17 protein-coding genes and 1 pseudogene are annotated in these 23,552 nt (G+C 40.9%); 14 read left to right on the forward strand and 4 right to left on the reverse strand.

Annotation, left to right across the window (positions count from 1 at the left end):
* Nucleotides 1-99: 99 nt before the first annotated feature.
* Both IEW82_RS14615 and IEW82_RS14620 read left to right on the forward strand, forming a co-directional pair.
* Nucleotides 100-330 (forward strand): annotated as a pseudogene (locus tag IEW82_RS14615) (glycoside hydrolase family 52 protein); the annotation flags it as partial.
* A 302-nt stretch (nucleotides 331-632) separates the two neighbouring features.
* Complete coding sequence (locus IEW82_RS14620; protein WP_188695919.1) at nucleotides 633-1,313, forward strand: GntR family transcriptional regulator; 681 nt, start codon at nucleotides 633-635, stop codon at nucleotides 1,311-1,313.
* A 439-nt stretch (nucleotides 1,314-1,752) separates the two neighbouring features.
* Here the strand turns inward: IEW82_RS14620 and IEW82_RS14625 are convergent, their stop codons facing one another.
* From IEW82_RS14625 to IEW82_RS14635, 3 genes are read right to left on the reverse strand one after another with little or no spacing between them, the layout of a single operon-like run.
* Nucleotides 1,753-2,559 carry a sugar phosphate isomerase/epimerase family protein gene (locus IEW82_RS14625; RefSeq protein WP_188695922.1) on the reverse strand — a complete coding sequence of 269 codons (807 nt, stop codon included), beginning with the start codon at nucleotides 2,557-2,559 and terminating at the stop codon, nucleotides 1,753-1,755.
* Between the two features lies 1 nt (nucleotide 2,560).
* Nucleotides 2,561-3,724 (reverse strand): dihydrodipicolinate synthase family protein, encoded by a 1,164-nt coding sequence (locus tag IEW82_RS14630; protein WP_188695924.1) that lies wholly within the window; start codon nucleotides 3,722-3,724, stop codon nucleotides 2,561-2,563.
* Nucleotides 3,717-4,895 carry a Gfo/Idh/MocA family protein gene (locus IEW82_RS14635; protein WP_188695926.1) on the reverse strand — a complete coding sequence of 393 codons (1,179 nt, stop codon included), beginning with the start codon at nucleotides 4,893-4,895 and terminating at the stop codon, nucleotides 3,717-3,719. Before IEW82_RS14635 ends, IEW82_RS14630 begins: the two co-directional genes overlap by 8 nt.
* 317 nt (nucleotides 4,896-5,212) lie before the next feature.
* On the opposite strand from IEW82_RS14635, the gene IEW82_RS14640 reads away from it, so the two are divergent.
* The 5 genes from IEW82_RS14640 (at nucleotide 5,213) to IEW82_RS14660 (ending at nucleotide 11,981) form a co-directional block, all read left to right on the forward strand.
* The gene (locus IEW82_RS14640) at nucleotides 5,213-6,490 is read left to right on the forward strand and encodes an ABC transporter substrate-binding protein (RefSeq protein ID WP_229672650.1); all 1,278 of its coding nucleotides are present in this window, start codon (nucleotides 5,213-5,215) and stop codon (nucleotides 6,488-6,490) included.
* Nucleotides 6,491-6,536: 46 nt separating this feature from the next.
* Complete coding sequence (locus tag IEW82_RS14645; RefSeq protein ID WP_188695932.1) at nucleotides 6,537-7,430, forward strand: carbohydrate ABC transporter permease; 894 nt, start codon at nucleotides 6,537-6,539, stop codon at nucleotides 7,428-7,430.
* Nucleotides 7,430-8,281 carry a carbohydrate ABC transporter permease gene (locus IEW82_RS14650; RefSeq protein ID WP_188695935.1) on the forward strand — a complete coding sequence of 284 codons (852 nt, stop codon included), beginning with the start codon at nucleotides 7,430-7,432 and terminating at the stop codon, nucleotides 8,279-8,281. Before IEW82_RS14645 ends, IEW82_RS14650 begins: the two co-directional genes overlap by 1 nt.
* 77 nt (nucleotides 8,282-8,358) lie before the next feature.
* On the forward strand, nucleotides 8,359-11,586 hold the full coding sequence (locus IEW82_RS14655) for a hypothetical protein (RefSeq protein ID WP_188695937.1): 3,228 nt from the start codon (nucleotides 8,359-8,361) through the stop codon (nucleotides 11,584-11,586).
* A gap of 218 nt (nucleotides 11,587-11,804) precedes the next feature.
* The gene (locus IEW82_RS14660) at nucleotides 11,805-11,981 is read left to right on the forward strand and encodes a hypothetical protein (RefSeq protein WP_188695940.1); all 177 of its coding nucleotides are present in this window, start codon (nucleotides 11,805-11,807) and stop codon (nucleotides 11,979-11,981) included.
* Between the two features lie 43 nt (nucleotides 11,982-12,024).
* Here the strand turns inward: IEW82_RS14660 and IEW82_RS14665 are convergent, their stop codons facing one another.
* On the reverse strand, nucleotides 12,025-13,248 hold the full coding sequence (locus IEW82_RS14665) for a Gfo/Idh/MocA family protein (RefSeq protein ID WP_188695943.1): 1,224 nt from the start codon (nucleotides 13,246-13,248) through the stop codon (nucleotides 12,025-12,027).
* A 287-nt stretch (nucleotides 13,249-13,535) separates the two neighbouring features.
* On the opposite strand from IEW82_RS14665, the gene IEW82_RS14670 reads away from it, so the two are divergent.
* The 7 genes from IEW82_RS14670 to IEW82_RS14700 all read left to right on the forward strand — a co-directional run bounded on the left by IEW82_RS14670 (nucleotide 13,536) and on the right by IEW82_RS14700 (nucleotide 23,530).
* Nucleotides 13,536-14,534 (forward strand): hydroxyacid dehydrogenase, encoded by a 999-nt coding sequence (locus tag IEW82_RS14670; protein ID WP_188695946.1) that lies wholly within the window; start codon nucleotides 13,536-13,538, stop codon nucleotides 14,532-14,534.
* A gap of 178 nt (nucleotides 14,535-14,712) precedes the next feature.
* A complete protein-coding gene (locus IEW82_RS14675; RefSeq protein WP_188695949.1) occupies nucleotides 14,713-17,025 on the forward strand; it encodes a helix-turn-helix domain-containing protein in 2,313 nt (770 codons plus the stop codon).
* Nucleotides 17,026-17,413: 388 nt separating this feature from the next.
* On the forward strand, nucleotides 17,414-18,997 hold the full coding sequence (locus IEW82_RS14680) for an extracellular solute-binding protein (RefSeq protein ID WP_188696115.1): 1,584 nt from the start codon (nucleotides 17,414-17,416) through the stop codon (nucleotides 18,995-18,997).
* Nucleotides 18,998-19,081: 84 nt separating this feature from the next.
* Complete coding sequence (locus tag IEW82_RS14685; RefSeq protein ID WP_188695953.1) at nucleotides 19,082-20,050, forward strand: ABC transporter permease; 969 nt, start codon at nucleotides 19,082-19,084, stop codon at nucleotides 20,048-20,050.
* The gene (locus tag IEW82_RS14690) at nucleotides 20,044-20,937 is read left to right on the forward strand and encodes a carbohydrate ABC transporter permease (RefSeq protein WP_188695955.1); all 894 of its coding nucleotides are present in this window, start codon (nucleotides 20,044-20,046) and stop codon (nucleotides 20,935-20,937) included. The genes IEW82_RS14685 and IEW82_RS14690 overlap by 7 nt, the downstream gene beginning before the upstream one ends.
* A gap of 929 nt (nucleotides 20,938-21,866) precedes the next feature.
* Complete coding sequence (locus IEW82_RS14695) at nucleotides 21,867-22,661, forward strand: carbohydrate ABC transporter permease (RefSeq protein ID WP_229672642.1); 795 nt, start codon at nucleotides 21,867-21,869, stop codon at nucleotides 22,659-22,661.
* Nucleotides 22,662-22,681: 20 nt separating this feature from the next.
* Complete coding sequence (locus IEW82_RS14700) at nucleotides 22,682-23,530, forward strand: carbohydrate ABC transporter permease (RefSeq protein ID WP_308422166.1); 849 nt, start codon at nucleotides 22,682-22,684, stop codon at nucleotides 23,528-23,530.
* Nucleotides 23,531-23,552 lie beyond the last annotated feature (22 nt).

Here is a 23,552-nt window from a genome sequence, read left to right on the forward strand (position 1 = left end):
TCTTTCATCACATCACCTACTTGATGAAGAATCGTCAACGTCGTTTTCCCTTATCGTATCAACGGTTTGCGACCATTGTAAAGATGTTTTGTCACGGATTCAGGTAATTCATGGCTAAGCAAAATTTACCTTTGCCAATTTATTGCCCGCAAAATTTTAGGGATGCAATGGGATGAAGCAGGAAAAGAAGCAGATGCTGCTCATGTTGGATGGTTAACCCATCCAGAACTCTCCGTCTGGAGCTGGAGTGATCAAATTATCTCTGGCGAAATTGCAGGAAGTAAGTATTATCCGCGTGGTGTGACAAGCATTCTTTGGTTAGAAGAATAAAGGATTTCTCTGGTTATCTAGGAGGCTAACTTTGTGTTGGTCTCTTATTTTCATTCAAAGGGAGCGGTACCTATTATTTTGAGTGAGGAGGGAGTAAAAGCATGCAATGTCGATTCAAGACGGGAGAGCAATAAGGCGGGATGAAAAACACATACAATCCTGTGTCCGGTACTATTTTTCGAAACACTTTATAAATTGGATTATATTCATTTCAAAAACAACGGGAACAGTGGTATGATACTATCATAAATATATTATATATAATAGGACTATTTGTTTAATTATAAAGGAGCTTAGACAGAGTGAAAAAAATAGCCTTTTCCCAAAAACTATCTTATAAAACAAAACAGGAATATGTGTACCATATATTAAGAGAAGCGATCATGGATGGAAGTTTGGCACCTGGCGAGAAGCTAACCATCAGCGATATTGCCAAACAGCTTGAGGTGAGTGCCATTCCAGTCAGAGAGGCCCTTCAGCTTTTGGTTTCAGAAGATCTCGTAAGCTACAATGCTCACATGGGAGCGATTGTTGCACCGATCACGAAGGAATCCGTTGAAGAGACCTTTGCTATTAAAGAAGGACTTGAGAGTATCGCGGCGCGTTATGCAACGAAAAATATGTCATCCCAGCATATCAAACGTCTGCAAGACATTTTAACAGAGATGGATGATTTATTAGAAAGTCAAAATTTTGATCAATGGGGACAGTTAAATGCTGAGTTTCACGGTATGATTGTCGATATTGCCACCATGCCTACTTTAAAGACGATGCATTCAAAAATTGTGGATAAATGGGATCGCATACACCATTACTTTTTTAATGAAATGCTTAATCATCGCCATGTACAGTCACAGGAGGAGCATTATCAGATCTTAACTGCTTTTAAAGCTGGGAAAAGTGATGAGGCGGAGCACCTGACTAAGACACACAATCAACATGCTCTTAAAGATTATATGGCAAATCTAGAGAGGGAATCATGAAAAAAGGAGCGTATTCCGTTAAAAAATTTATTATTGAATTAAAAACCACTCTCTTATCATTGGGAATAGAATGAGGAGTGGTTTTGTTTTCACTAAGGTTTTAGTTTTTAAAAGGAAGAAAAGTGTTCGAGCATTTTTGGATGTTTTTCTTTATAACGTCAAAAATGTATAGCTTTGTGGAAGAACTATAAATTCGGGCTTTGGCTTTCACCACCTGAGCCTTGGCGACGATCTTAGTGTGTGATTTGAAAAATCACATCAGGAGTACCGATATGGTGAAAAAAGATAAAAGAAAAGATCCTTTTAACAAAAGCCCTACGTAAAATAACAAAACGTCCATTCTTACAAGGCTTACCTGGGAAGAAGCCATTTTTTTGCTAGCCTGTCGTAAATAAAGATCAAGTTATACTCGGTGTACAAGAGATGGGGAATCTAGGTGTCACACGTATTCCATAAATCTTGTTTTGATTAATTTAAGGGTCTCTTCACAAGGCTCTTTCCATAATGCTTCATTAAGAATTTCCACTTCAATTGGTCCTGTATAACCTGTCAACTGTACGGCCTGTCGAATTTTTTTGATCTCGATTATGCCGTCACCCATCATGCCACGTGAAGTAAGTGGATTCGTTACTTTGATCCAATCATTGACATGAAAACCTAAGATATGACCTTCTGAACGTTTGATCTCATTGTAGAGCTGTGGGTCCCACCAAACATGATAGACATCAATAATCACGCCGACTTGTGAGGAAGCAAGGTGCTCGGTTAGGGTATTGGACTGACCAAGTGTTGAAATGACGGAACGATCACCTGCAAAGATGGGATGCAAAGGTTCAATGCCTAGCTTAACTCCTGCCTCTTGTGCATAAGGAATAAGGGCAGCAATCCCCTCCTCCACCATCTTTCGAGCCGCTTGAATATCACGATCGGGAGCTGGACCACAGACTAAGACCAGTGTATCGGTTCCAAGCTTGGCTGCTTCATCTATGGCACGGCGATTATCGTCAAGGCGTTGTTGTCTCTCCGTCGCTGTAGCGGCGGGAAACATTCCCCCTCGGCAAAGGCTAGACACCTTTAGACCGGCTTCCTTTATGATTTGTGCACTTTTTATAAGCCCTGTAGCCTGAATTTTGTGTCTCCATGGGGCAATCCAAGTAATGCCAGTTTTAACACAAGCCTCGACAACCTCCTCAAGCGTCTGTTCGTTCGTGGTTATTTGATTAAAGCTTAAATAGGATAAGTCCATTTTATATCACCCCGGAAATGTCGAGTATTTTGTTCATTCGATCAATAGCGCGATCAGGATCGCTAAAAAGCCCCGCTTGATCAGCTAAGACAAAAAGCTTTGAGAGATGGGGAAGTGAACGCATGCTTTCTAATCCACCGACCATTTTAAAGTGATCTTGATGCCCGTTAAGATAGGCAAGAAAAACAACCCCGGTTTTATAAAAACGGGTCGGGGTCTTGAAAATATGGCGACTGAGAGGAACGGTTGGTGCAAGAATTTCCTTATACTGTTGAACATTTTCTTCATCTAGGCTCTTAAGGGCGGCGGAGGCCAGTGGCGCGATGGCATCAAAAATGCCTAATAGCGCATGGCTATATCCGTGCTCATCACCAAGAATCAAGTCAGGATAATTAAAATCATCACCCGTATACATGCTGACATCAGCAGGCAGTGCACGGCGCATACGAACTTCCAGATTGGCATCAAGCAAAGAGAGCTTGATCCCCTTAATTTTACTGTGGTTCTCTTGAATAATTTGTAAACATAGTGTCATCGCTTCTTCGACGTCTGGACTTCCCCAATAGCCGGTTAATTTGGGGTCGAACATATCTCCTAACCAATGAAGAATCACTGGCTCTGAGACTTGAGAGAGGATGGTATTATAGACCTTGGCATAGTCCTCAGGATGCTGGGCAACCTTTACTAATGCCTGACTCGCCATTAGGATAATCTGTCCGCCAACACTTTCAATAAAGGCGCATTGTTCTAAATAAGCTGCAATGACATCCTGGATCGTGAGGGGAGTGGCAAGATCAAGTTGATCAGTCCCGGCGCCACAGGCAATTTCACCATTCACAGCTTTGGCTTCGGCGACGGAACGCCGGATCAGCTCCTGGGTAGCTAACCAATTGAGTCCCATGCCCCGCTGGGCGGTGTCCATCGCTTCGGCTACTGAAAAACCAAGTGACCATAGATAATGCCGGTAGGCCAGTGTTGCTTCCCAATCAAGTCGGGCTTCATTGATTATATCAATATCAGCAAGTGGATCTGTAACAACATGAGCTGCGGCATAGGCGGAACGGACATGTGCTGGCTGTTGTAAAGGAGCAGGCAAGCTTTTTTTTGTTGGCGTATAGTGGATGCGCTCCCCATTAGGGTGTGGCAATACGATGGAACTAGACATTGTCAAAGCTCCCTTCACCTTTTTCCTCCAATACTAATTCAGGAATATCCAACCAGCGTCGCTGCTTCCAAGAAGCCAGGCCAAGCTCAGCAAATTGTACGCCTTTGGCTCCTTCCAGAAGATCAAAGCGATAGGGCGTCTCACATACCACATGATTAAGGAACATCTCCCATTGCAGCTTAAATGCGTTGTCTTCAAGGCCATTCATTGGCACTGCTATCCATTGTTCCCGATAGGGGTTGCTATCGGGAATATCTGGATTCCATATCGCCTTTGGTGTGTTCACTCTATGCTGAATTTTACAATTTCTCAAGCCGGCGACAGCACTTCCTTCCGTTCCGTCGACCTGTAATTCAAACAGCTCATCGCGATTAACCCGGACATTCCAAGAAGAGTTAATATGGGCAATGATTCCACCCTCAATTTCAAACGTAGCGTAAGCCGCATCGTCTGCTGTCGTTTTATAAGGCTTACCATTTTCATCAAAGCGCGTGGGGATATGTGTAGCTCCAAGACATGAAAGGGATCGAACATTTCCAAAGAGATGGCTAAGAACATAGCGCCAGTGACAAAGCATATCAACAATGATGCCGCCACCATCCTCCTTACGATAATTCCAAGAAGGGCGCTGACTAGGCTGCCAATCGCCTTCAAATACCCAATAACCGAATTCACCACGCACTGATAAAATGTCACCAAAGAAACCGCTATCAATTAAGCGTTTAAGTTTTAATAAGCCAGGCAAAAATAATTTATCTTGAACAACGCCATTCTTTACACCTTTAAAATTTGCAAGACGGGCGAGTTCCAATGCTTCTTCAGATGTCACGGCTGTTGGTTTCTCACAATAAATATGTTTTCCGGCCTCTATCGCTTTTTTGACATCAGCTGCACGTCGTAAGGTGGTTTGAGAATCAAAATAGATTTCATTGTAGGGATCGGCCAGGCATTCTGCTAAATTTGTACTCCAGCGATCAATGCCGAATCGTTGAGCAAGGCTGCGTAGTTTTGCTTCATTTCTTCCGACTAATATCGGATCAGGCATTAGCTTTAGCCCATTTTTTAAAGTTAGCCCCCCTTGATTGCGAATGGCAACGATGGAGCGTTCCAAATGTTGGCGGCTCCCCATTCGGCCTGTAACGCCATTCATAATGATACCAATAGACTGCATAGAGAAGAACTCCTTCCTAGAAATGTTGAACACATCATATATTATATATTATTTTAATTTTATGTCAATATAAAGGTTTATTAAGGCTGGTGCGATAAGTAAAAAAGCAAATACATTCAAAAGAATTATTAGTGATAAATGCAAAAAATCAAAATGAAATAAAAGTAATCGTTTACAAATGGAATGTTTTAGTGTAGTATAAAACTGAATAAAATATATGATATATAATTTGATATTTTAAACTATTGTGCCGTGGTGGATTTGCAAGGTGGGTGATCTTTCTAAACCTTTTTAAATGGGAGGAGTAAAAAGTGAAAATGAAAAGACTGACAACACTAATTGTAAGCGCTTTATCTGTAGCTTTAATTCTTTCAGCCTGTGGATCCAAAGGAACGAGTAGCTCAAGTAATGGAGGAAATATCCAACTGATGTGGTGGGGGACACAAGATCGGACGAATATGACGACGAAGGTCATCAAGCAATTTGAAAAGGCCAACAAAGAGATTAAAGTGACACCACAATTTACTGGATGGGATGGCTATTGGTCAAAGCTTTCTACACAAACAGGTGGCGGAAATATTCCTGATGTCATTCAGATGGATAAGCAATATCTAAGAAATTATGTCAAACGTGGAACATTAATGGATTTAAGTAAAACCAATATTGACTTAAGTGTTTATGATAAAAGCAGTTTGAACACAGGCAAGGTGGATGGTAAATTATACGCTATTCCAACTGGCGTTAATGCGTTAGCCCTTTTTTATGATCCATCCATGCTTAAAAAAGCTGGAGTTAGCATTGATCCCAATAAGCCAATGAGTTGGGATGAGTATGCAAGCCTGGCAGAAACCATAACTAAAAAATTGCCTAATACTTATGGAACACAAAACTTTGCAGGGTCCATTGATGATCTAGAATTATATGCACGTTCTAAAGGAGAGGAATTCTTTAGCGAAGATGCAAAATCCCTTAAAATAAGCAAAAGCACATTAACAGATTGGTTCAATTATTGGCTGAAGCTTCAAGATGAAGGGGCGACACCGCCGGCGGAATACACTGCCTCACTTACGGATGGTGATATTGAGAAGAGCCCAATTGTAAAGAAAGATGCCCCCTTTGGCATGTTTTGGAGCAATCAGTTTGGCACGATGGAGCAGCTTGCCAACCGAAAGTTAAAGCTTGCATTACCTCCTGGGGGAAATGAAAATAAGCCTTATTTCTTAAAGCCTAGTATGTATTGGTCAATTGCCAAAAAGACCAAAAGTAAAAAGGCGAGTGAGAAGCTGGTGAGTTATTTATTGAACAGTAAGGATGCTGTTAAAGTCATGGGGACGGATAGAGGGGTTTCCATCAATAGCTCTGTGAGAGAAGCACAACAAAATAATGCAAATGATACAGATAAAGAGGTTATCTCTTACGTCAATAATGTCACAAAGCTTGCGGGCAGTGCATTGCCTGTTGATCCTACATCTGCCAATAACATCATTGATTTATTAACGACTACCGCTCAAGAGGTGTTATTTAAAAAGGTCACACCAGAAAAAGCGACAGATCAATTTTTCACAAAAGCAACAAGCTTATTAAAGAAAGGATAAAGGCTAGAGTGCAAAAAGGCATCAAAGAGTGAGTAAAGGAGTTGAGATGATGAGGGCAATGCGGCAAAGCCTGGCAGCTTATGGCTTCTTATTCCCGTGGCTGATTGGATTACTTGTTTTAACATTGGGATCGTTTATGTTCTCAATCTATTTGGCATTTACTAATTACGATTTGATTTCATCACCAACATGGGCAGGGGTTAGTAATTTTAAAAGTCTTTTTTCAGACCATCTTTTTTATACATCATTAAAAGTCACCCTTCTCTATGTGGTGGTGTCGGTCCCGCTAAGGCTCATCTTTTCATTACTTGTGGCGGCGCTTTTGAATCAAGAGATAGCAGGAATCGGAATTTATCGTGTGATCTTTTATATTCCTTCACTGATAGGAACGAGTGTCGGGGTAGCGATCATGTGGCAAAACATTTTCAGTCGGAATGGTTTATTTAATTTAATCTTGCAAAGCATTGGTATGGCTCATCCCCCGGCTTGGGTGTCTGACCCCCAGTATGCCATTTATGTACTGGTATTACTGAGCATTTGGCAGTTCGGATCAGAGATGATTATATTTTTAGCAGGATTAAAGCAAATTCCCGATTCATTATATGAGGCGGCGGCGATTGATGGGGCCAATCGTTTGAATCAATTTTTTCACGTGACGCTTCCGATGCTGACACCGATGATTTTCTTTAATCTTGTCATGGGAACCATTAATGCTTTTATGGTCTTTACACAGGGCTTTGTCATCACCCATGGTGGGCCGATTAATTCTACAATGTTCTATGTTCTCTATCTTTACAAACAAGGCTTTGAATATTTCCATATGGGCTATGCCGCTGCAATGTCTATTGTTCTCTTGGTTATTGTCGGTGTTTTTGCAGGCTTCCTATTTCTTACGTCGAAATTTTGGGTGCACTATGAAGGAGAGGAAGGTGGTAAATAATGAAGAGGCGGCCAAAGCCTATCAAATTATTAGTGATTCATGTCATCATGATTATCCTCAGTATTATTATCATTTATCCTATTTTGTGGATGTTGTTTGCATCCTTTAAACCAATGACAGAAATATTTTCCTCAGCCAGTCTCTTACCTAAGCATTGGACCCTTGAGCATTATACGGCCGGATGGCAGGGGGTGGGGGGATACACCTTTACCACTTTCTTTAGAAATTCATTAATCCTATCTGTTCTTGTTGTGATCGGCAGCTTATTTATTTCTACCCTCACTGGCTTTGCCTTTGCGCGATTGAAATTTAAACTGAGAAGTCTCTTATTTATGTTTATGTTAATGACAATGATGCTGCCCATGCAGATTACGTTGATTCCTCAATACATCATTTTTCATAAACTTGGCTGGGTGAATACCTTTTTACCACTTGTTGTTCCGAGCTTTGTTGGGGTAAGTATTACGCCCTTCTTTATTTTCTTAATGGTGCAATTTGTTAGGGGTCTACCAAAGGAATTAGATGAAGCTGCGACCATTGATGGGTGTAATACCCTTCAGCTCTTTTTGCGCATTATCTTACCATTATCAAAACCAGCTTTGATCACGGTTTCTATTTTCGCTTTCTATTGGACATGGGATGACTTTTTTAGTCAACTGATCTATTTAAATAATCCTGATAAATTTACCGTATCAACGGGATTGAATATGTTCCTTGATAATTCAGGGAATAGTCAATGGGGCGATTTATTTGCCATGTCCATTTTATCTATCTTACCCGTAATTATTCTCTTCCTCTTTTTACAAAAACACTTTGTCAAAGGCATCGCAACGACAGGAATGAAAGGATAATTGGTTGAAAGTGTTCAGAGGATAAGCCTTGGAATTACAGGGCTATTCCTACAGCTTTAGTGAAAAGGAGTGGTTAGATGTTCGCAATAGCAGACTTTAAGCAGCCCCCAACAGCATATCGACCTGTCCCTTTTTGGTTTTGGAATGGTGAAATGAAGACAGAAGAAATCGCCCATCAAATCGACGAAATGGCGAGTCAAGGTGTTGGCGGTTTCTTTATCTGCGCGCGCCAAGGGTTGAAAATCCTATATCTATCGAATGATTGGTTTGAAAAGGTACGTTTTGCTGTTGAAACAGCGAAAGAAAAGGGTCTTGATGTCTGGCTTTATGATGAATATCCCTATCCAAGCGGAATGGCAGGTGGAGAGGTGATTTTAGAGCATCCCGATGCCAAGCAACGCATTCTTGTCCACAAATCTTTTGTTACACAAAGTGAAGAGACAGTAGCCTATCCTTTGCCATGGGGAAGGGTGTTATTTGCTCAAGCCGTCCAGTTAGAAGAAGATGAAGAGGAAGAGAGAGTGTGGGACAATGCGATTGATATCAAAAGTTGGATCGGCAATGAACAAGTTCAGCCTGTTTATCAGAAAGCAGGCTTAACAGATTATAATAATAAAAGATTTTTTTCATATGATACGATGAAAAGGTTGGTCGGAAAGGCACCAAAAGGGACCTGGGAATTTCACATTGTTTTAGAAAGGGAAATTGAGGATTTCAAATATTATGGGACCTTTGTTGATCCTGGTCATGAAGAAGCAACAAAGACATTTATTCAGCTCACTCATGAGCGTTACGCGGAAGCGATTGGTGAGTATTTTGGCACCACGGTGAAAGGGATCTTTACTGATGAGATCGGTTTTTTAGGCCGTATGCCTTGGTCGCCACAGCTAGTTAAGGGAAAATCTGTGTCGGCGCTTAATGCATATTTTCACGCTCTTATTGATGCTCATTATAAGGACGCCCATAAAACAAGGTATGACTATTTTCAAACGTTACACCGGTTATTGCGTGAGGCTTATCATAAGCAAATTCACGATTGGTGTGAGCAGCACGGGCTTCAGTATGTGGCAGAGGTGCCTTCCATGCGGATGACGACGCAATTGTATAGTGATATTCCTGGTGGCGACAGTGCGCATGAAAAGCTGGGTAAGCCTTTGGATGACGTATTAACTAAAATATTGTCAAATTATCGAAGTAACCCTAAAATGGTGAGCTCACTGGCATCGCAGCTTGGACGGAAACGAGCATTAATTGAGTGCTTCCACAGTATTGGTTGGTCAATGACTTTACAAGATGCCAAGTGGATGATTGATCGATTAAGTGTCTTAGGTATAAACATGTTCAACCTTCATGCCTTTTTCTATACGATAAATGGGTTAACACAGCACGATGCGCCTCCCTCACAATTTTTACAAAATCCTTATTGGTGTTATTTTCATAAGTTTAGTGCTTATAGCGGTCGGTTAAGCTATGCCTTAAGTCAAGGCAAGCCAGCTCGTCCAATCGCTCTGCTTGACCCTGTGACATCATTATGGACACATCTGGGCAACCCGCTTCAGGGATTTACCTATGGTGGTGCTGATGACAAGGGAGAAGAAGCGCAGGCACTTGATGAACTGAAGCAGGTCTGGGTCCATCTCTCTAAAACATTTCTTTACCATCAGCGAGACTTTGAACATCTTGATCCCGAATTATTAATGATGGCTGAATTAAAGGGACAGGGCCTCCAGGTGGGTTTCTCGCAATTTCGTGTGCTCGTTTTACCCCCTATCACTAATATTGAACGAAAGGCCTGGGAAAAGATTAAGACCTTTATTAAAGCAGGTGGGATTGTAATTTCAATTGGCCGGCTTCCAACAACACTTATTGATGAAGGGGCAGCAGGGCTTTGTGAAGAGCTGACAGACATCTTTGGTCTGAATGAAAGGCAGATTGAAGAGGTTACTAAGGGATGGCAAACCTCTATAGATCGAGAGTGGGTGAAAGGCCGTCAGCACGCTTATTTCGTTCCAATGGCTAAGGGGGATATAAAGGAAGCGAGCCAGCGCTGTATTGCTTTACTTGACCAGCTCACGCCACCCTTCTATAAGCTTTTGTCTGAACAAGAGCATCAGAGTCTCTTAACTTGTCAAAGAATGCTTTCGGAAGAACAAGCATTAATTTTTGTAACAAATCAAGAAGGGCAGCCGATCGAAGTAAAGCTTTGGGTTCGTAGTGCCAAACCAATAAGGTTTACGGAGTGGGAGTTAGAAACGGGTGAATGTTGCCATCATGAATCTATTAGATCTGGGGATGGATGGGAAATGTCCCTGACCTTTTCACCCTACCAATCCCACCTTATTCAAGTGGATCAGGTGGAGGGAGTGGCTAATATTAGCAGTGGAGAGAAACACTCTTGCTATGTCATTGAAATAGATCCAGATCAACCTTTTGAGGTCAAAGCCGAGCAGGATAATGTAGTACGCTTGGATCGTTTTGAAATGAAGCTAAAAAAACCTGTGTCAGCATCCTGGCATGATGTAGAGGTCAAGCCTTTTATCAACCAATGCATGGAGCATTTTAACGGAGAGGAACTGCCCGTTAATTACCACCAGACCTTTGGCACTCCAGTGAGCATCGGACTAGATTATCCTATTGATAGTATATATAGGAGGACATTTAACGTTAAAGACAGGCCTGATTATTGTCACCTGCTCATGGATGATGGAGCACTGCTAGGTGAGTACACGATTAAAATCAATGGGCGTTCACTCAAGCGGGAGAACTTTACACCGGCGTTGATTTATGATCATGCCAATCGCTTATGTGATATTACGCCGTTACTTGTGAAGGGCTTGAACACCATTGAAATAGAGATGAGGATCAGTAAAGATTGGGAAGGTCTTCTTGATGCCTTATATTTGTTAGGGCCTTTCTCGGTGTCACTTAATACGGAGGGGCAAATCGAATTGGCTCGATCCATGACGTCCCTTCCACTCTCTAAGACTTTTAATAAGGGATACCCTTATTATGCTGGGACATTGCATTATTACAAAAAAATTATAGTGAAGGATCTACCTGTAGAACCGTATGTTGCGTTTAAATTAAAGGATGGAGCCCCTCCAGAGTATGCTTGTGCAGAACTCTTTATCAATGGACAGTCGTTAGGCGTTAGACCATGGATGCCATTTACATGGCAGGCGGATAGTGAGGCTTTAAGAAAAGGAACGAACACAATAGAAATCCGTTTAACCCATACCTTGTCTAGAATGCTAGAGGGGCGATACTTCGATGAGGCGACACATACGTTAAAAGCTGTTTTATAGGAGAAACCAAGTGGTCTTTTGCAGGGGAGGATGATGCTCAGGTGCCTCGTATCATCCTCTGCATGCCATAAGTAGTGCTAGGTCTGCACTTGCATCGCTTGTCCATATCATGATGTATGAGCATCAAGAGTGAAAAAGAGGATTATCCTTAAATAACAACGTTGTTATATAGTGGAGGTACAGGATTCATTGCTTAAAGATAGGAGAGGAGATTACAAATGAAGAGAAAAAGGTATGTACGAGTTGGAACGGGAGGGAGAGCAGCATTTTACTATAGTGCACTCGTGACGGCGTTTAAAGAAACAGCCGACTTAGTAGCGTTCTGTGACATTAACAAGCAACGCTTAAACTATGCAAATAAGTTATTAGAAAATAAATATCAAATGAATGGGTGAGGCCACCCGCTTGACAAGGTGGTCTCTTATGCCAGATCATCCGCTAGATTTTTTGATTAAACGGCAGCCAAGAATGATCTACAGCGATTGTTTTCCCTCTACGACTCCAAACCAGCCCACTTTCACTGGGGAGAATGCCTTGGCTATAGCATTCCATAAGCCCCTCACTCAAGCCTGTGACCCAAGTTAGTTTTGTGTCGCTATCAAATCTTTTAATCTGTTCTGGAAAGGCGATGGCTTCAGGGACGGATTGATGCATGGCATGGATAGCAAGCATATGGCTCGCTGCTGCTTCTGGCCCACATAAGACCTGATTAGAATGGGTGCGTACTGCCTCAATACAGGTCCATAGCTTACGAGGTCTTTCCTGTTCTGGATCTGCATAATACTTCTTGCTGCCATCATTAAAATGAGCAATGACCTGTCTTTCCTCTTCATCCATTGAATACGTCAGTGTTGCATTTTCGAATTCGAATACAAAATGGGGTCCCTGATAAGTCTCTACAGCATGAGAGGCATAAAAAAGAATTTCAATGTCATTCTCTGTTATGATGCGTGTCGCACAAGTATCAAAAGTTTCGATAGGATTCGCGCGATAGAGCTCTGCAGTAACGGTTTTTAAGGCAATACTTGTATGCATTTCTTTTCCTAAAATATAAAACATGTGATGCAGGAAATGTGCGGTGGCATTATTGGCAACGCTATCAAAGATAGGCTGACCATTGGAGCTGTAAGTCTTTCCTGCCCACGAGGAGCGCGTGTAATAGTCCCTGGTTCTTGGCCAAAGGGCTATCGTTTTCAAACGCAGAGGCTTGCCAAACACGCCATTGATCACATCGGCTTTCAATCGTTGTACAGCTGGAGTAAACGACCAGTTAAAGCCAATGGCAAGAAATGTGTTGGTCTCATTGCGCGCACCAATCATTTCTTTTGCTTCGGAAAGAGAAGCACACATCGGTTTTTCACAAAGAACATGACTGCCCTGACGCATGGCGAAGCAGCTATGCTGGGCATGTAGGTGAATAGGTGTTGAAATGATGGTAAGGTCTGCATACGCCTGTTCGAAAAAATCCTCTATTGTGGAATAAATGGGAATCCCTTGATCAACGATCCGTGAGTAATAATCTGAACGCTCTGGATGGATATCAACAACGCCAACAAGGATTGCCTGATGCGCAGCTCCTTCTTTAAACAAGAGGTCCAAATAAGTATTTCCATATCCACCGATCCCCACTAATAAAATAGTAACGGGTGTTTCAAAGACCATCCCTCCATATTAAACAGATATATAAGTATATTATATATCATATACTATTTAAATTTTATGAGAATATCAAGTGTTATCACAATCAAACCTTTAAAAAGGGACTTTTCCGAAACGCCAAGTTGTTGCAGTTCGAGCAAAGGTTGCCTTAGGAAGAAGGCCACACTTCCTAAGCGAGCCAATAATAGAAATAGATAAGTTGAAATTTTATATATTATATATTATCATAAAATTTGCAATTAATTCGTTTGTTCAGTATAAAATTTTAAGACGATGATTGGAGGAAAATAATGGTTAAAGGGTTATATATCATGGATCCAGAGGCGTTCGAAAGGGTATATCCATTGCATATTCAACGGCAAATTGAAAAGTATGTAGATATATCAGCAGAGCTCATGACTAAAGAAACGATTAAGGATCATATGGAGGTATTAAAAGATGTTGATGTCATCCTTTCAAGTTGGGGGGCACCACGATTGGATCAAACATTTTTGGCACATGCCCCACAATTAAAGGCCTTTTTCTATGCTGCTGGCTCTGTAAAGTATTTTGTCACAGATGCCGTATGGGAGAGGGGAGTGGTTATTTCTAGCGCTTATGCGGCCAATGCTATTCCTGTATCTGAATTCACCTTATCACAAATTCTATTTTCTTTAAAAAATGGCTGGCGCTATGTCATGAATATGAAGCGCACAGGTCAATATGTGAAAAAAGATTCAAATGCGATTCCAGGAGTCTATGATAAAACAGTAGGCATTATTTCTCTCGGAATGATCGGGAGAAGAGTTTGTGAATTGCTAAAGCCTTTTGACGTGAACGTGATTGCTTATGACCCCTTTATTTCCCAGGAAGTAGCCGCGGAGTTAAATGTACGGCTTTGTTCACTAGAGGAGATTTTTAGAGAATCAGATGTCGTGTCTTTACATACACCGTGGCTTGAAGAAACGGAAGGCATGATAAAAGACGCTCTTTTTGAAAGCATGAAGCCCAATGCCGTCTTTATTAATACAGCAAGGGGCGCCATTGTAAACGAAAAAGAGATGGTCAGCGTTTTACAACACCGGCAAGATGTGTTAGCAATTTTAGATGTCACGTATCCGGAGCCACCGGATATTCATTCCCCACTTTTAACCATGGAGAATGTCATTTTAACCCCTCATATTGCTGGTAGCGAAGGGGATGAGTGCCATCGATTAGCGGGCTACATGACTGAAGAACTCTTGCGCTACTTAAAAGGGGTCCCCTTAAAATGGCAGATTACACAAGAAAATATGAAGCATCTAGCCTAAGGGATTAGACGCACAATTAAATAATATTGTATTAAAGGAGGATTTTAATTTATAATGTAAGCGATTTCATTTTTGGGTATTAAGGAGGGATAAATGTCTATATAGTCTATATGAGGGGCGTGTAGTCAGGGGAGGTAGCCTGCTGATCAAGCGTATAAAGGCTGATTTGGAGGAGGATATGGTGGTTAAGAAGAAAAGTGTGTTCGTCACATTGAGTCTTTCATTTGTTCTTATTTTAATTGTCCCCTTATTTTCCGAAGGCTTTCAATATTGGAAAATGGAATCCATATTGGAGGAGAATAATAATCGTTCAAATATTGCTTTGTTGAATCAAATTGACAATGTGCTAGACGGTCAACTGTATAAGGCACATCAATTAGCCTATGACATTGGATTTAATCCCAATTTAAGTTTACTCCTTAGCTATAAAAGGCCACCTAATTTACAAAATAACTATGATTATATCAATTTCCTGCAGGATTTGAAAAATTACCATAACTTTGATCAAAGTATTGATTTTTACTATATCTACCTGCCGAGGCAGGATGTCGTTTTAACCTCTACCATAAAAACAACATCCGAATCTTTTTTTCATTACTTATATCCAGATGCTAAAACAGGTTATCGGACCTGGAAAAATAAGATTACTGGCTATAAAAAGGGGGAAGCGTTTCTTCCTTCAGAGAAGATCGTCAAGGCATCGCATTTATACAAAAAAGGCTTTACTTATATTCAACCGCTGCCATTTGGGAGCCCATCGCCCAAAGGTTACCTTGTCGAAATATTAGGGGGAGAACAGATTGGTGACATGATTAATAACATGGAATGGGCAAATCACAGTGATACCTTTGTATTAAATAAGGACAGGCTTCCAGTTATAAAAAATACCTTTCAAGGCACTCAGCCCTCTAACAAACTCTTTCAGGAACTTAAAGGCAATAGCGGTGTCACTGAGAAAACGATTAATGGCAAAAAGATGATGGTTTCCTTTGTAAAATCTTCAGATAGTGGTTGGTATGTGGTTTCTATTGTGTCAAAATCCTTCTTTCTACACAAGGCGAATGGGGTTAAAACAATGATTCTGGTCTCCATTATTGTCTGTCTCCTCATTGGTTGTGCCTTATCCTATTGGTTGGCTTATCGCCATTATCGCCCCTTAAGAGAATTGGTAGGCGCAATAGCTAAGAAGAAACAACAAGCCTGGGCAAAAGGGAATGAATTTCAGTTTTTAAAAGAAGCACTAACAGCAACTTGGAACAAGGAAGAACGGCTGGAGGAAGTCATTCATAAGCATATTCCAGAAATTCGAGGAAATTATTTTTCACGGCTATTAAGAGGTGTGGTGGACCTGACCGATTATTCTAATGACGCTTTACGATTTATGAATGTCAGCTTTTTATCCGATATCTTTGCTGTGTTAATCATTGATATTGATAAGGAGGATCCCATTGAGGTAGAGGAGTCAGAAAGGCAATGGGCGGCTGCGCGTCTTACCCTATCAAGTGTTGCTCGAGAAATGGCGCGACATCAGCAGCACGAAGGCTATTCAGTAGAGATGGATCAGAATCGCATTGCAGTGTTAGTGAATTTTAAAAGACACTCTCGCACGTCCCAAACGGATGAGTTAAGGAAGATGACGTTTGAGCTGAAAAAATTTCTCCAAAAAGAATTACAGCTTTACATTTCAGTAGGGGTTGGCAACATCCATCATGGCATGAATGAGATTAGACAGTCCTACCGAGAAGCACTGATGGCACTTGACTATCGAATGATTAAAGGATTAAATCATATCACCTTTTATAGTGAGATGGAGACTGCAGACCAATACTATTACTACCCTATTGAAATTGAAAATCAATTTATTAATGTTGTGAAGACAGGGGATTTTGAAGTGGCTGATCGTTTGCTGGATGAAGTGTTTCATTCAAACTTCGACTCCCGACATATTTCATTGGAGCTGGGCCAATGTCTCTTCTTTAATATCATGAGCACCTTTGTGAAAATATTGAATGATTTGAATGTCGATTATAAACAAGTCTTTCAGGATAAGCCTGAGCCCGTAAAAGTACTTGCGCATTGTTCCTCGATTAATGCTATGTATGAGAAGATAAAGGATTACTATCGTTTATTGTGTTATTACATTGCTGAGAACCAGAAGACTCGCAGCCAAACCTTGTTCGAGGAGATCATTGGTTATATACAGGAGCATTACAATGATCACTTTATCAGTCTAACAACCATAGCTGACCAATTTGATATTACCCCCCAATACTTATCCTCCTTTTTTAAAAAAAATCAAGGCGATCCTTTGAAGGTCTATATTGCCAGATTACGTTTGAAGCGCGCGAAGCAGTTGCTTAAAGATGACGATCTGACGTTGTCTAGGATAGCCGAAGAAGTGGGATTCACAAATGACATTGCTTTAATCAGGCTATTTAAAAAATACGAAGGTGTCACACCAGGAAAATATCGTATTAACATGGAAGCCTAAAAGCCTTCCATGTTTTTGGGTGAAGCCGGAACAAAACCCTTCAATCAAATGTGGCACCTGCTATACATTAGTGGATACCATTTTTTATTTAAAATAGTATAAGCCTTCTATGGAATGCGCACTTTCCCCGGTCATGGCTCCCAATTCTTAGCTAGCTATGAGCCTCGTTAGATTTCAAAAGAAATGGTAATGAATCCTCTAAATAATAGAGTCTTTTATCATTCATCTTAAATGATGATAGTGTTGTTTAAAAAATGATAGTGATGAATGCTGTAAAAATTATAATGGATCTTTAGAAATGGTAATGTTATTTTCCTATCCCTCCCGCTATTATTAAATCAAGGAGCTCCTTTAACAAATCAATAGTTAGAACGGGGGAAGAGACTTGATAAAAAGGAAGAAACAAAAGCTGGGACTATTAGTTTTAGTATTGAGCCTTTTTATTTTGACAGCGCTTACCGGATGTGATTCATCAAAAAAGTCATCGAGCTCCAGCTCTGGTGATCAAGGGGCAATCAGTTATTATGTACAGTTAAATGGGAACGCGGGAGCCATCATGAAGAATTACTCGAATATTGGCGCATATAAACAAATCGAAAAGGAAACCGGTGTAAAGGTTGACTTTCAGCACCCACCAACCGATTCCGATGATATGAATCAACAATTCAATTTAATGATGGCTTCTGGAGATTTACCCGATGTCATTGAGTGGTATTGGAATACGGTGCCAGGCGGTGCAGAGAAATATTTAAAAAGTGGACAGATTATCAAACTCAATGACTACATCAAAAAATATGCACCGAATTTAAGCAAGGTTTTGAAGGAACATCCAGAATGGAAGAAGGAGATTTCAACAGATAGCGGTGATATTTATGGTTTCCCGTTCTTGCGTGGTGACCCCAAGCTGTTGACCTTCTTTGGCCCGATGATTAGGAAGGACTGGCTGGATAAACTGGGTCTTAAGGTTCCGACCACAATTGATGAATGGCACACTGTTTTGAAAGCGTTTAAAACAGAGGATCCCAATGGCAATGGAAAGGCAGACGAAATTCCTTTATTGCCTGATTTAAATTCCAATGCTTTTATAGGGGCTTTTGGTATCACCCCCGGTTTTTATCAGGAGAATGGTACCGTCAAATATGGCCCGATGGAACCGGAATTTAAGGACTATCTCGCCTTAATGCATCAATGGTATAAAGAAGGATTAATCGATCCCAACTATGTCGCAACCGATACAAAATTAAGAGATGCGAATGTGACAGGAAATAAACTAGGTGCTTTTATCAGCTATGCGGGAAGTGGTATTGGCTATTACACAGGATTAATGAAGGATAAAGATCCTAAATTCAAATTAGCTGGAACACCCTATCCCACACTTAAAAAAGGTGAGACTCCGATTGTCAGCCAAGAAGATAATGTCTATACAGGTGTAGCAGCAGTTATCACGAGTAGCAATAAACATATCAAAGATACGATTAAATTTCTGGATTATGCTTACGGTGACAAGGGGCATATGCTGATGAACTTTGGTATAGAAGGTAAAAGCTATGACATGGATAACGGCTATCCAAAGTATACAAAAGAAATTACAAATAATTCCAAAGGATTGCCAATGGCACAGGCACTTGCACAGTATACACGCTCTTCATGGAATGGTCCTTTTGTTCAAGATAAACGTTATATTGAGCAATATATGCAAGATCCTGAACAAAAGGATGCGGTGAATCAATGGATGAAAGGTAAGAACGCAATCTTAATGCCACCCGTTACCCCTACTCCAGATGAGAGTACAAAATTGGCTTCCATTTTAAATGATGTCAATACGTATAAAGATACGATGATTAATAAGTTCATCATGGGGAAAGAACCTTTATCTCACTTCGATAAGTATGTTAAAACAATGCAAGGAATGGGCATTGACAAGGCAGTCAAGATCGAGCAAGCAGCGTTAGATCGTTATAACAAGCGTTAAAATTCTCCATTTCTCAGGCGTGCCTAAGGATGCGCACCTGAGAAATGCCCATGAACTTATGTATGAAGGGAGTCGATAGAAGGCATGGCGTTCTTACAACCCAAAACGAAGGCAGAGCACATCCCCTTCTTGAAAAAGAAAGAGCCGTTCAGAACACGAGTAAAAAAGGACTTTAAGCGCAATAAATATATCTATCTCATGCTTGCTCCTGTCGTTGCTTATTTTGCTATTTTTCAATTTGGTCCAATTTATGGCGTGCAAATTGCCTTTAAGAATTTTACCCCTGCGGATGGGATTTGGGGGAGCCAATGGATCGGGTTCGATCAATTTACTGCATTTTTTAAAAGCTATTACTTTTGGCGGCTCATTCGCAATACACTACTTATTAGCCTTTATGAATTGATTTTTGTCTTTCCAGCCCCCATTTTACTCGCATTACTATTAAATGAAATTCGTAATATGAAATTTAAAAGAGTCACTCAGACGTTAACCTATCTGCCCCACTTCATTTCATTAGTCGTTGTCGTTGGTTTGCTTGTAGACTTTTTGTCTCCAAATGGGTTAGTGAATCAAATCCTGCATGCCTTTGGGGGAAAGCAAATTAATTTTCTTCAAGAGTCTGGCTGGTTCCGAACCATTTATATCAGCTCAGAAATTTGGCAGACGGTGGGATGGGGTTCCATTATTTATTTAGCCGCGATCACTAATGTTGATCCACAGTTATACGAAGCGGCAACCATTGATGGGGCAGGGCGTTTTCGTAAAATCATTAGTGTGACGATTCCGAGTATCATGCCCACGATCATCATTTTATTCATTCTGCAGCTAGGATCATTAATGTCGGTGGGATATCAGAAAATTATCTTAATGTATAATCCGTTAACTTATGATACGGCCGATGTATTATCCACTTATGTTTACAGAAAAGGGATTTTGGATGCGAGCTATAGCTACAGCGCTGCTATCGGTCTCTTTGATGCTGTCATTAACTTTACCATCTTAATCATTGCCAATAGGCTGGCAAGAAAGGCGGGTGAGACAAGCTTATGGTAAAGAAAAGGTCTATTCATCAGGGGCCAGCGGATATTACTTTCAATATAACGAATACAATCATCATGCTCACTTTGATTATTGTCACGATCTATCCCCTTATTTACGTAGCATTTGCATCAGTGAGTGATCCGGCTCCGCTATTACAGCATCGCGGTATTCTATGGAAGCCATTTGGGTGGACATGGGATGCTTATAAGAGGGTATTTGCCAATCCTATGATTGTTATCGGCTATGGCAACACGATTTTCTACGTCGTTGTAGGTACGGCGCTTAATATGATTCTAACAATACTGGGAGCGTATGCGCTATCAAGGCGCAAGGTCATGTGGAGTCGTCCGATCATGCTGGGAATTGTATTTACGATGTTCTTTAGTGGCGGACTTGTTCCACGGTATTTATTAGTTCATGATTTAGGGCTTTTAGATACACGCTGGTCACTCATTTTGCCTTCCGCGATCAGTGCTTTTAACTTAATTATCATGCGGACCTCTTTTCAAGGTATTCCCCTTAGTCTAGAAGAATCAGCACGCATTGATGGGGCCAATGATTTTACGATTTTATTTCGAATCGTCTTGCCTTTGTCCCTGCCAGTTATTGCAGTCATGACCCTGTTTTATGCTGTCTATCATTGGAATTCATATTTTGATGCGTTGATTTTTATACGTGATCGCGATCTTTATCCTTTGCAGCTCGTCTTAAGGGAAATATTAGTGCAAAATGATACAAATAATTTTACAAACGGTGCCCTAGGTGGCGACCAGTATCGCATTGGGGAGACGGTCAAGTATGCCATTATAATGGTAGCCACACTTCCTATTTTATTCCTCTATCCATTCCTTCAGAAATATTTCGTGAAGGGTGTTCTGATTGGCTCTGTTAAGGAGTAGGCGACCTGAGAACATCTGCTACTATATTTAAGGGCTGAAAAGTTTTAGAGGGGGAACTCCTCCTTTTTTTAAAGATCAGAAAGTATAAAATTTCTGGTCATGAGGACGGTGCGGATTTCCGTTCCAGGCAGCTCGCTTTCCGCGGGGGAGTGGTAAGCCTCCTCGCGCTGCGCGCTGCTAAGGTCTTACCGATCTCCCACTGCCCACAGGATTCTAGTCTCCGCATCATGAGTCAACGGCGCTCGAGGAACATACGATTTTAGAGTGTTCCGAATCTCGCGCCTTGCGCTCCCATCCACTTGACCAGGCAATGAAGCCTCTTTCATATTGGACGATGCTCTATACTAAGGACAAGGACCGGGCATGTTTTTCGCCCGGTTTTTCTTATACTATCAGAATTTATAACCTCGCTGACGCTCTCAAAGGAAGATAGCATAAGTGTCACTTTGGCTTTCGCCTTCTAAGGCTTGCGGGCAACCTAAGTGTGTGATTTGCAAAAATCACATCAGGAGTCTCAGCGAAGTGGTGCAAGCCAAGTTTTCTAAGATGAGGTCTGCTTTGAGTCACTATAATTTAAAATTTAGGTCATGATAAAGAGCTTTAGGAGTATTTATATATTATATATCATTTAAATATTCAATTTAATGATCAAGCAATGTTCAGTGCAAAAAAGGTGTTCACCATTTCTTAACTAACCATAGGGATGTGATGAATGCAATGAATATTTGAAAGCGCTTAATAAAATTGGTAAAAGGGGGCGATAGAGGTTAAGGGAACACCATTTTGATTGGAAGGAGATTGTTATGCGAAGCAAACCAAATAGAACAAAAGCGCAAAGTGAAATAGCGCTGGGCACTCTGAGGCCAAAAAGGTCGTCTTTGATTTGGTATGTTTTCCTGGCTCCAGCGTTTTTAGGGATCTTATGCTTCATGGTTTATCCCATTTTAGAGTCTCTGCGTCTTAGCCTATTTAACTCTTCAGGAACAGGGGGGACATGGGCAGGGCTTGCAAACTATAAAACCGTTTTGAGCTCTAGTGAGTTTTGGCATTCCGTTTACAATACTTTCTATATTGGTTTTTTTCAAATGATTATTACCATTCCTCTTGGCTTTATATTTGCATCAATGATCAATTCAGTAGCCTTTGCTAAAAATTTTTTCAAAGTCATCTTCTTTTTACCTAATGTGACTGCGATTGTAGCTGCAGCGATGATCTTTACCTTTGTGTTGCACCCAGATATGGGGATATTAAATTATTTTTTAGATAAAGTGGGTCTGCCGACGCCATTGTGGCTATCTAATCCGGGAACAGCGAAGTGGGCGATTATTCTGCTTGGGGTTTGGCATTGGATTGGGTTTGTCATCATCATTTGTTTGGCCAACCTGCAAGCGATTTCTCCAGAGCTTTATGAGGCTTCAACGATTGATGGAGCAAGCGGGTTACAGCAATGGCTTTTTATCACGATTCCCAATATGATGGGGACATTTGCCTTTTTACTCATCACGGGCTGGATTGGTGCCCTACAAAGGTTCAATGAGGTCTACGTTATTGGCGGTCCAACAGGGAGTCCGAATCGTTCCATTCAGACGGTTGTGGCTTACATCTATGAACATGGTTTCACAGGCTTTCAATTTGGTATCGCCTCGGCGGCAACGTATGTCCTCTTTGTCATTATCCTTATTTTTACGATGTTTAATTTGAAGCTGACGAAGATGAAATTATAGGCTTGAAAGGAGGATAAATATTGGCAGCTCTCACACAAAAGAAGGCCTTTTATATAAGCAATGCTATTAAATTTATTCTTTTATTAGTTTGTGGATTTCTTTTAATGGTGCCCTTTATTTGGATGATTAGTGTGGGGTTTAGCAGAACGGCGAATGTTCAAATGCCTTTTCCCCCTAAGCTGATACCAAAAGATCCATCCTGGTTCAATTTCAATATTGTCTTTGAAAATGGGCAAATCTTTAGAGCTTATATAAACTCAGGGATCATTACCGTGTGTTCAGTTATTTTGGGAGTTACCTCGTCGCTTTTAGGTGGCTATGCTTTTTCAAAAGGAAAATTTAAGGGTAAAAAGGTTATGTTCTTGATTGTGTTAGGGACATTAATGATACCCATGGAGCCGCGTTTGATACCGATGTATGAGATGTTTAATAAACTCGGCATGTTAAATACCTTCTGGCCGCTCTTTCTACCTGCATTAGTGAATGGCTTTGGCATCTTTTTATGTAAACAATATTTCGATCGCCTCCCAGATAGTTTAAGAGAATCTGCACAAATGGATGGAGCCAGTGAGCTTGGCATCTTTTTCAAAATATATTTCCCTTTAACAGGACCTATTGCAGCGACGTTAGTGATCTTAACATTTATATGGAGCTGGAATGATTTCGTTTGGCCACTGGTTGTGCTTAATGATCCTAATTTACAGACGATTCCACTGTATTTAGCGAGCTTTTCACAAGAAAACGGCACGAGCTTAGGCGGTCTAACAATGGCTCTGGCAACGGTGAGTGTCGTTCCAATCATTATTTTATATCTGTTTTTACAGCGCTTTATTATTCAGAGCATTGCTTTGAGTGGTTTAAAAGAGTAGTGAGAGTTTGGAAGATCACATG

Origin of the sequence: Pullulanibacillus camelliae (assembly GCF_014642655.1) — a bacterium.
Lineage (GTDB): Bacteria > Bacillota > Bacilli > Bacillales > Sporolactobacillaceae > Pullulanibacillus > Pullulanibacillus camelliae.

Bases quoted from the DNA above. Each gene is read 5' to 3' on its own strand.
- IEW82_RS14630 (WP_188695924.1), bottom strand. From the start codon at position 3,724: ATGTCTAGTTCCATCGTATTGCCACACCCTAATGGGGAGCGCATCCAC.
- IEW82_RS14625 (WP_188695922.1), bottom strand. From the start codon at position 2,559: ATGGACTTATCCTATTTAAGCTTTAATCAAATAACCACGAACGAACAG.
- IEW82_RS14695 (WP_229672642.1), top strand. From the start codon at position 21,867: ATGGTTTATCCCATTTTAGAGTCTCTGCGTCTTAGCCTATTTAACTCT.
- IEW82_RS14640 (WP_229672650.1), top strand. From the start codon at position 5,213: ATGAAAAGACTGACAACACTAATTGTAAGCGCTTTATCTGTAGCTTTA.
- IEW82_RS14660 (WP_188695940.1), top strand. From the start codon at position 11,805: ATGAAGAGAAAAAGGTATGTACGAGTTGGAACGGGAGGGAGAGCAGCA.
- IEW82_RS14635 (WP_188695926.1), bottom strand. From the start codon at position 4,895: ATGCAGTCTATTGGTATCATTATGAATGGCGTTACAGGCCGAATGGGG.
- IEW82_RS14645 (WP_188695932.1), top strand. From the start codon at position 6,537: ATGATGAGGGCAATGCGGCAAAGCCTGGCAGCTTATGGCTTCTTATTC.
- IEW82_RS14655 (WP_188695937.1), top strand. From the start codon at position 8,359: ATGTTCGCAATAGCAGACTTTAAGCAGCCCCCAACAGCATATCGACCT.
- IEW82_RS14685 (WP_188695953.1), top strand. From the start codon at position 19,082: ATGGCGTTCTTACAACCCAAAACGAAGGCAGAGCACATCCCCTTCTTG.
- IEW82_RS14675 (WP_188695949.1), top strand. From the start codon at position 14,713: ATGGTGGTTAAGAAGAAAAGTGTGTTCGTCACATTGAGTCTTTCATTT.
- IEW82_RS14650 (WP_188695935.1), top strand. From the start codon at position 7,430: ATGAAGAGGCGGCCAAAGCCTATCAAATTATTAGTGATTCATGTCATC.
- IEW82_RS14690 (WP_188695955.1), top strand. From the start codon at position 20,044: ATGGTAAAGAAAAGGTCTATTCATCAGGGGCCAGCGGATATTACTTTC.
- IEW82_RS14670 (WP_188695946.1), top strand. From the start codon at position 13,536: ATGGTTAAAGGGTTATATATCATGGATCCAGAGGCGTTCGAAAGGGTA.
- IEW82_RS14665 (WP_188695943.1), bottom strand. From the start codon at position 13,248: ATGGTCTTTGAAACACCCGTTACTATTTTATTAGTGGGGATCGGTGGA.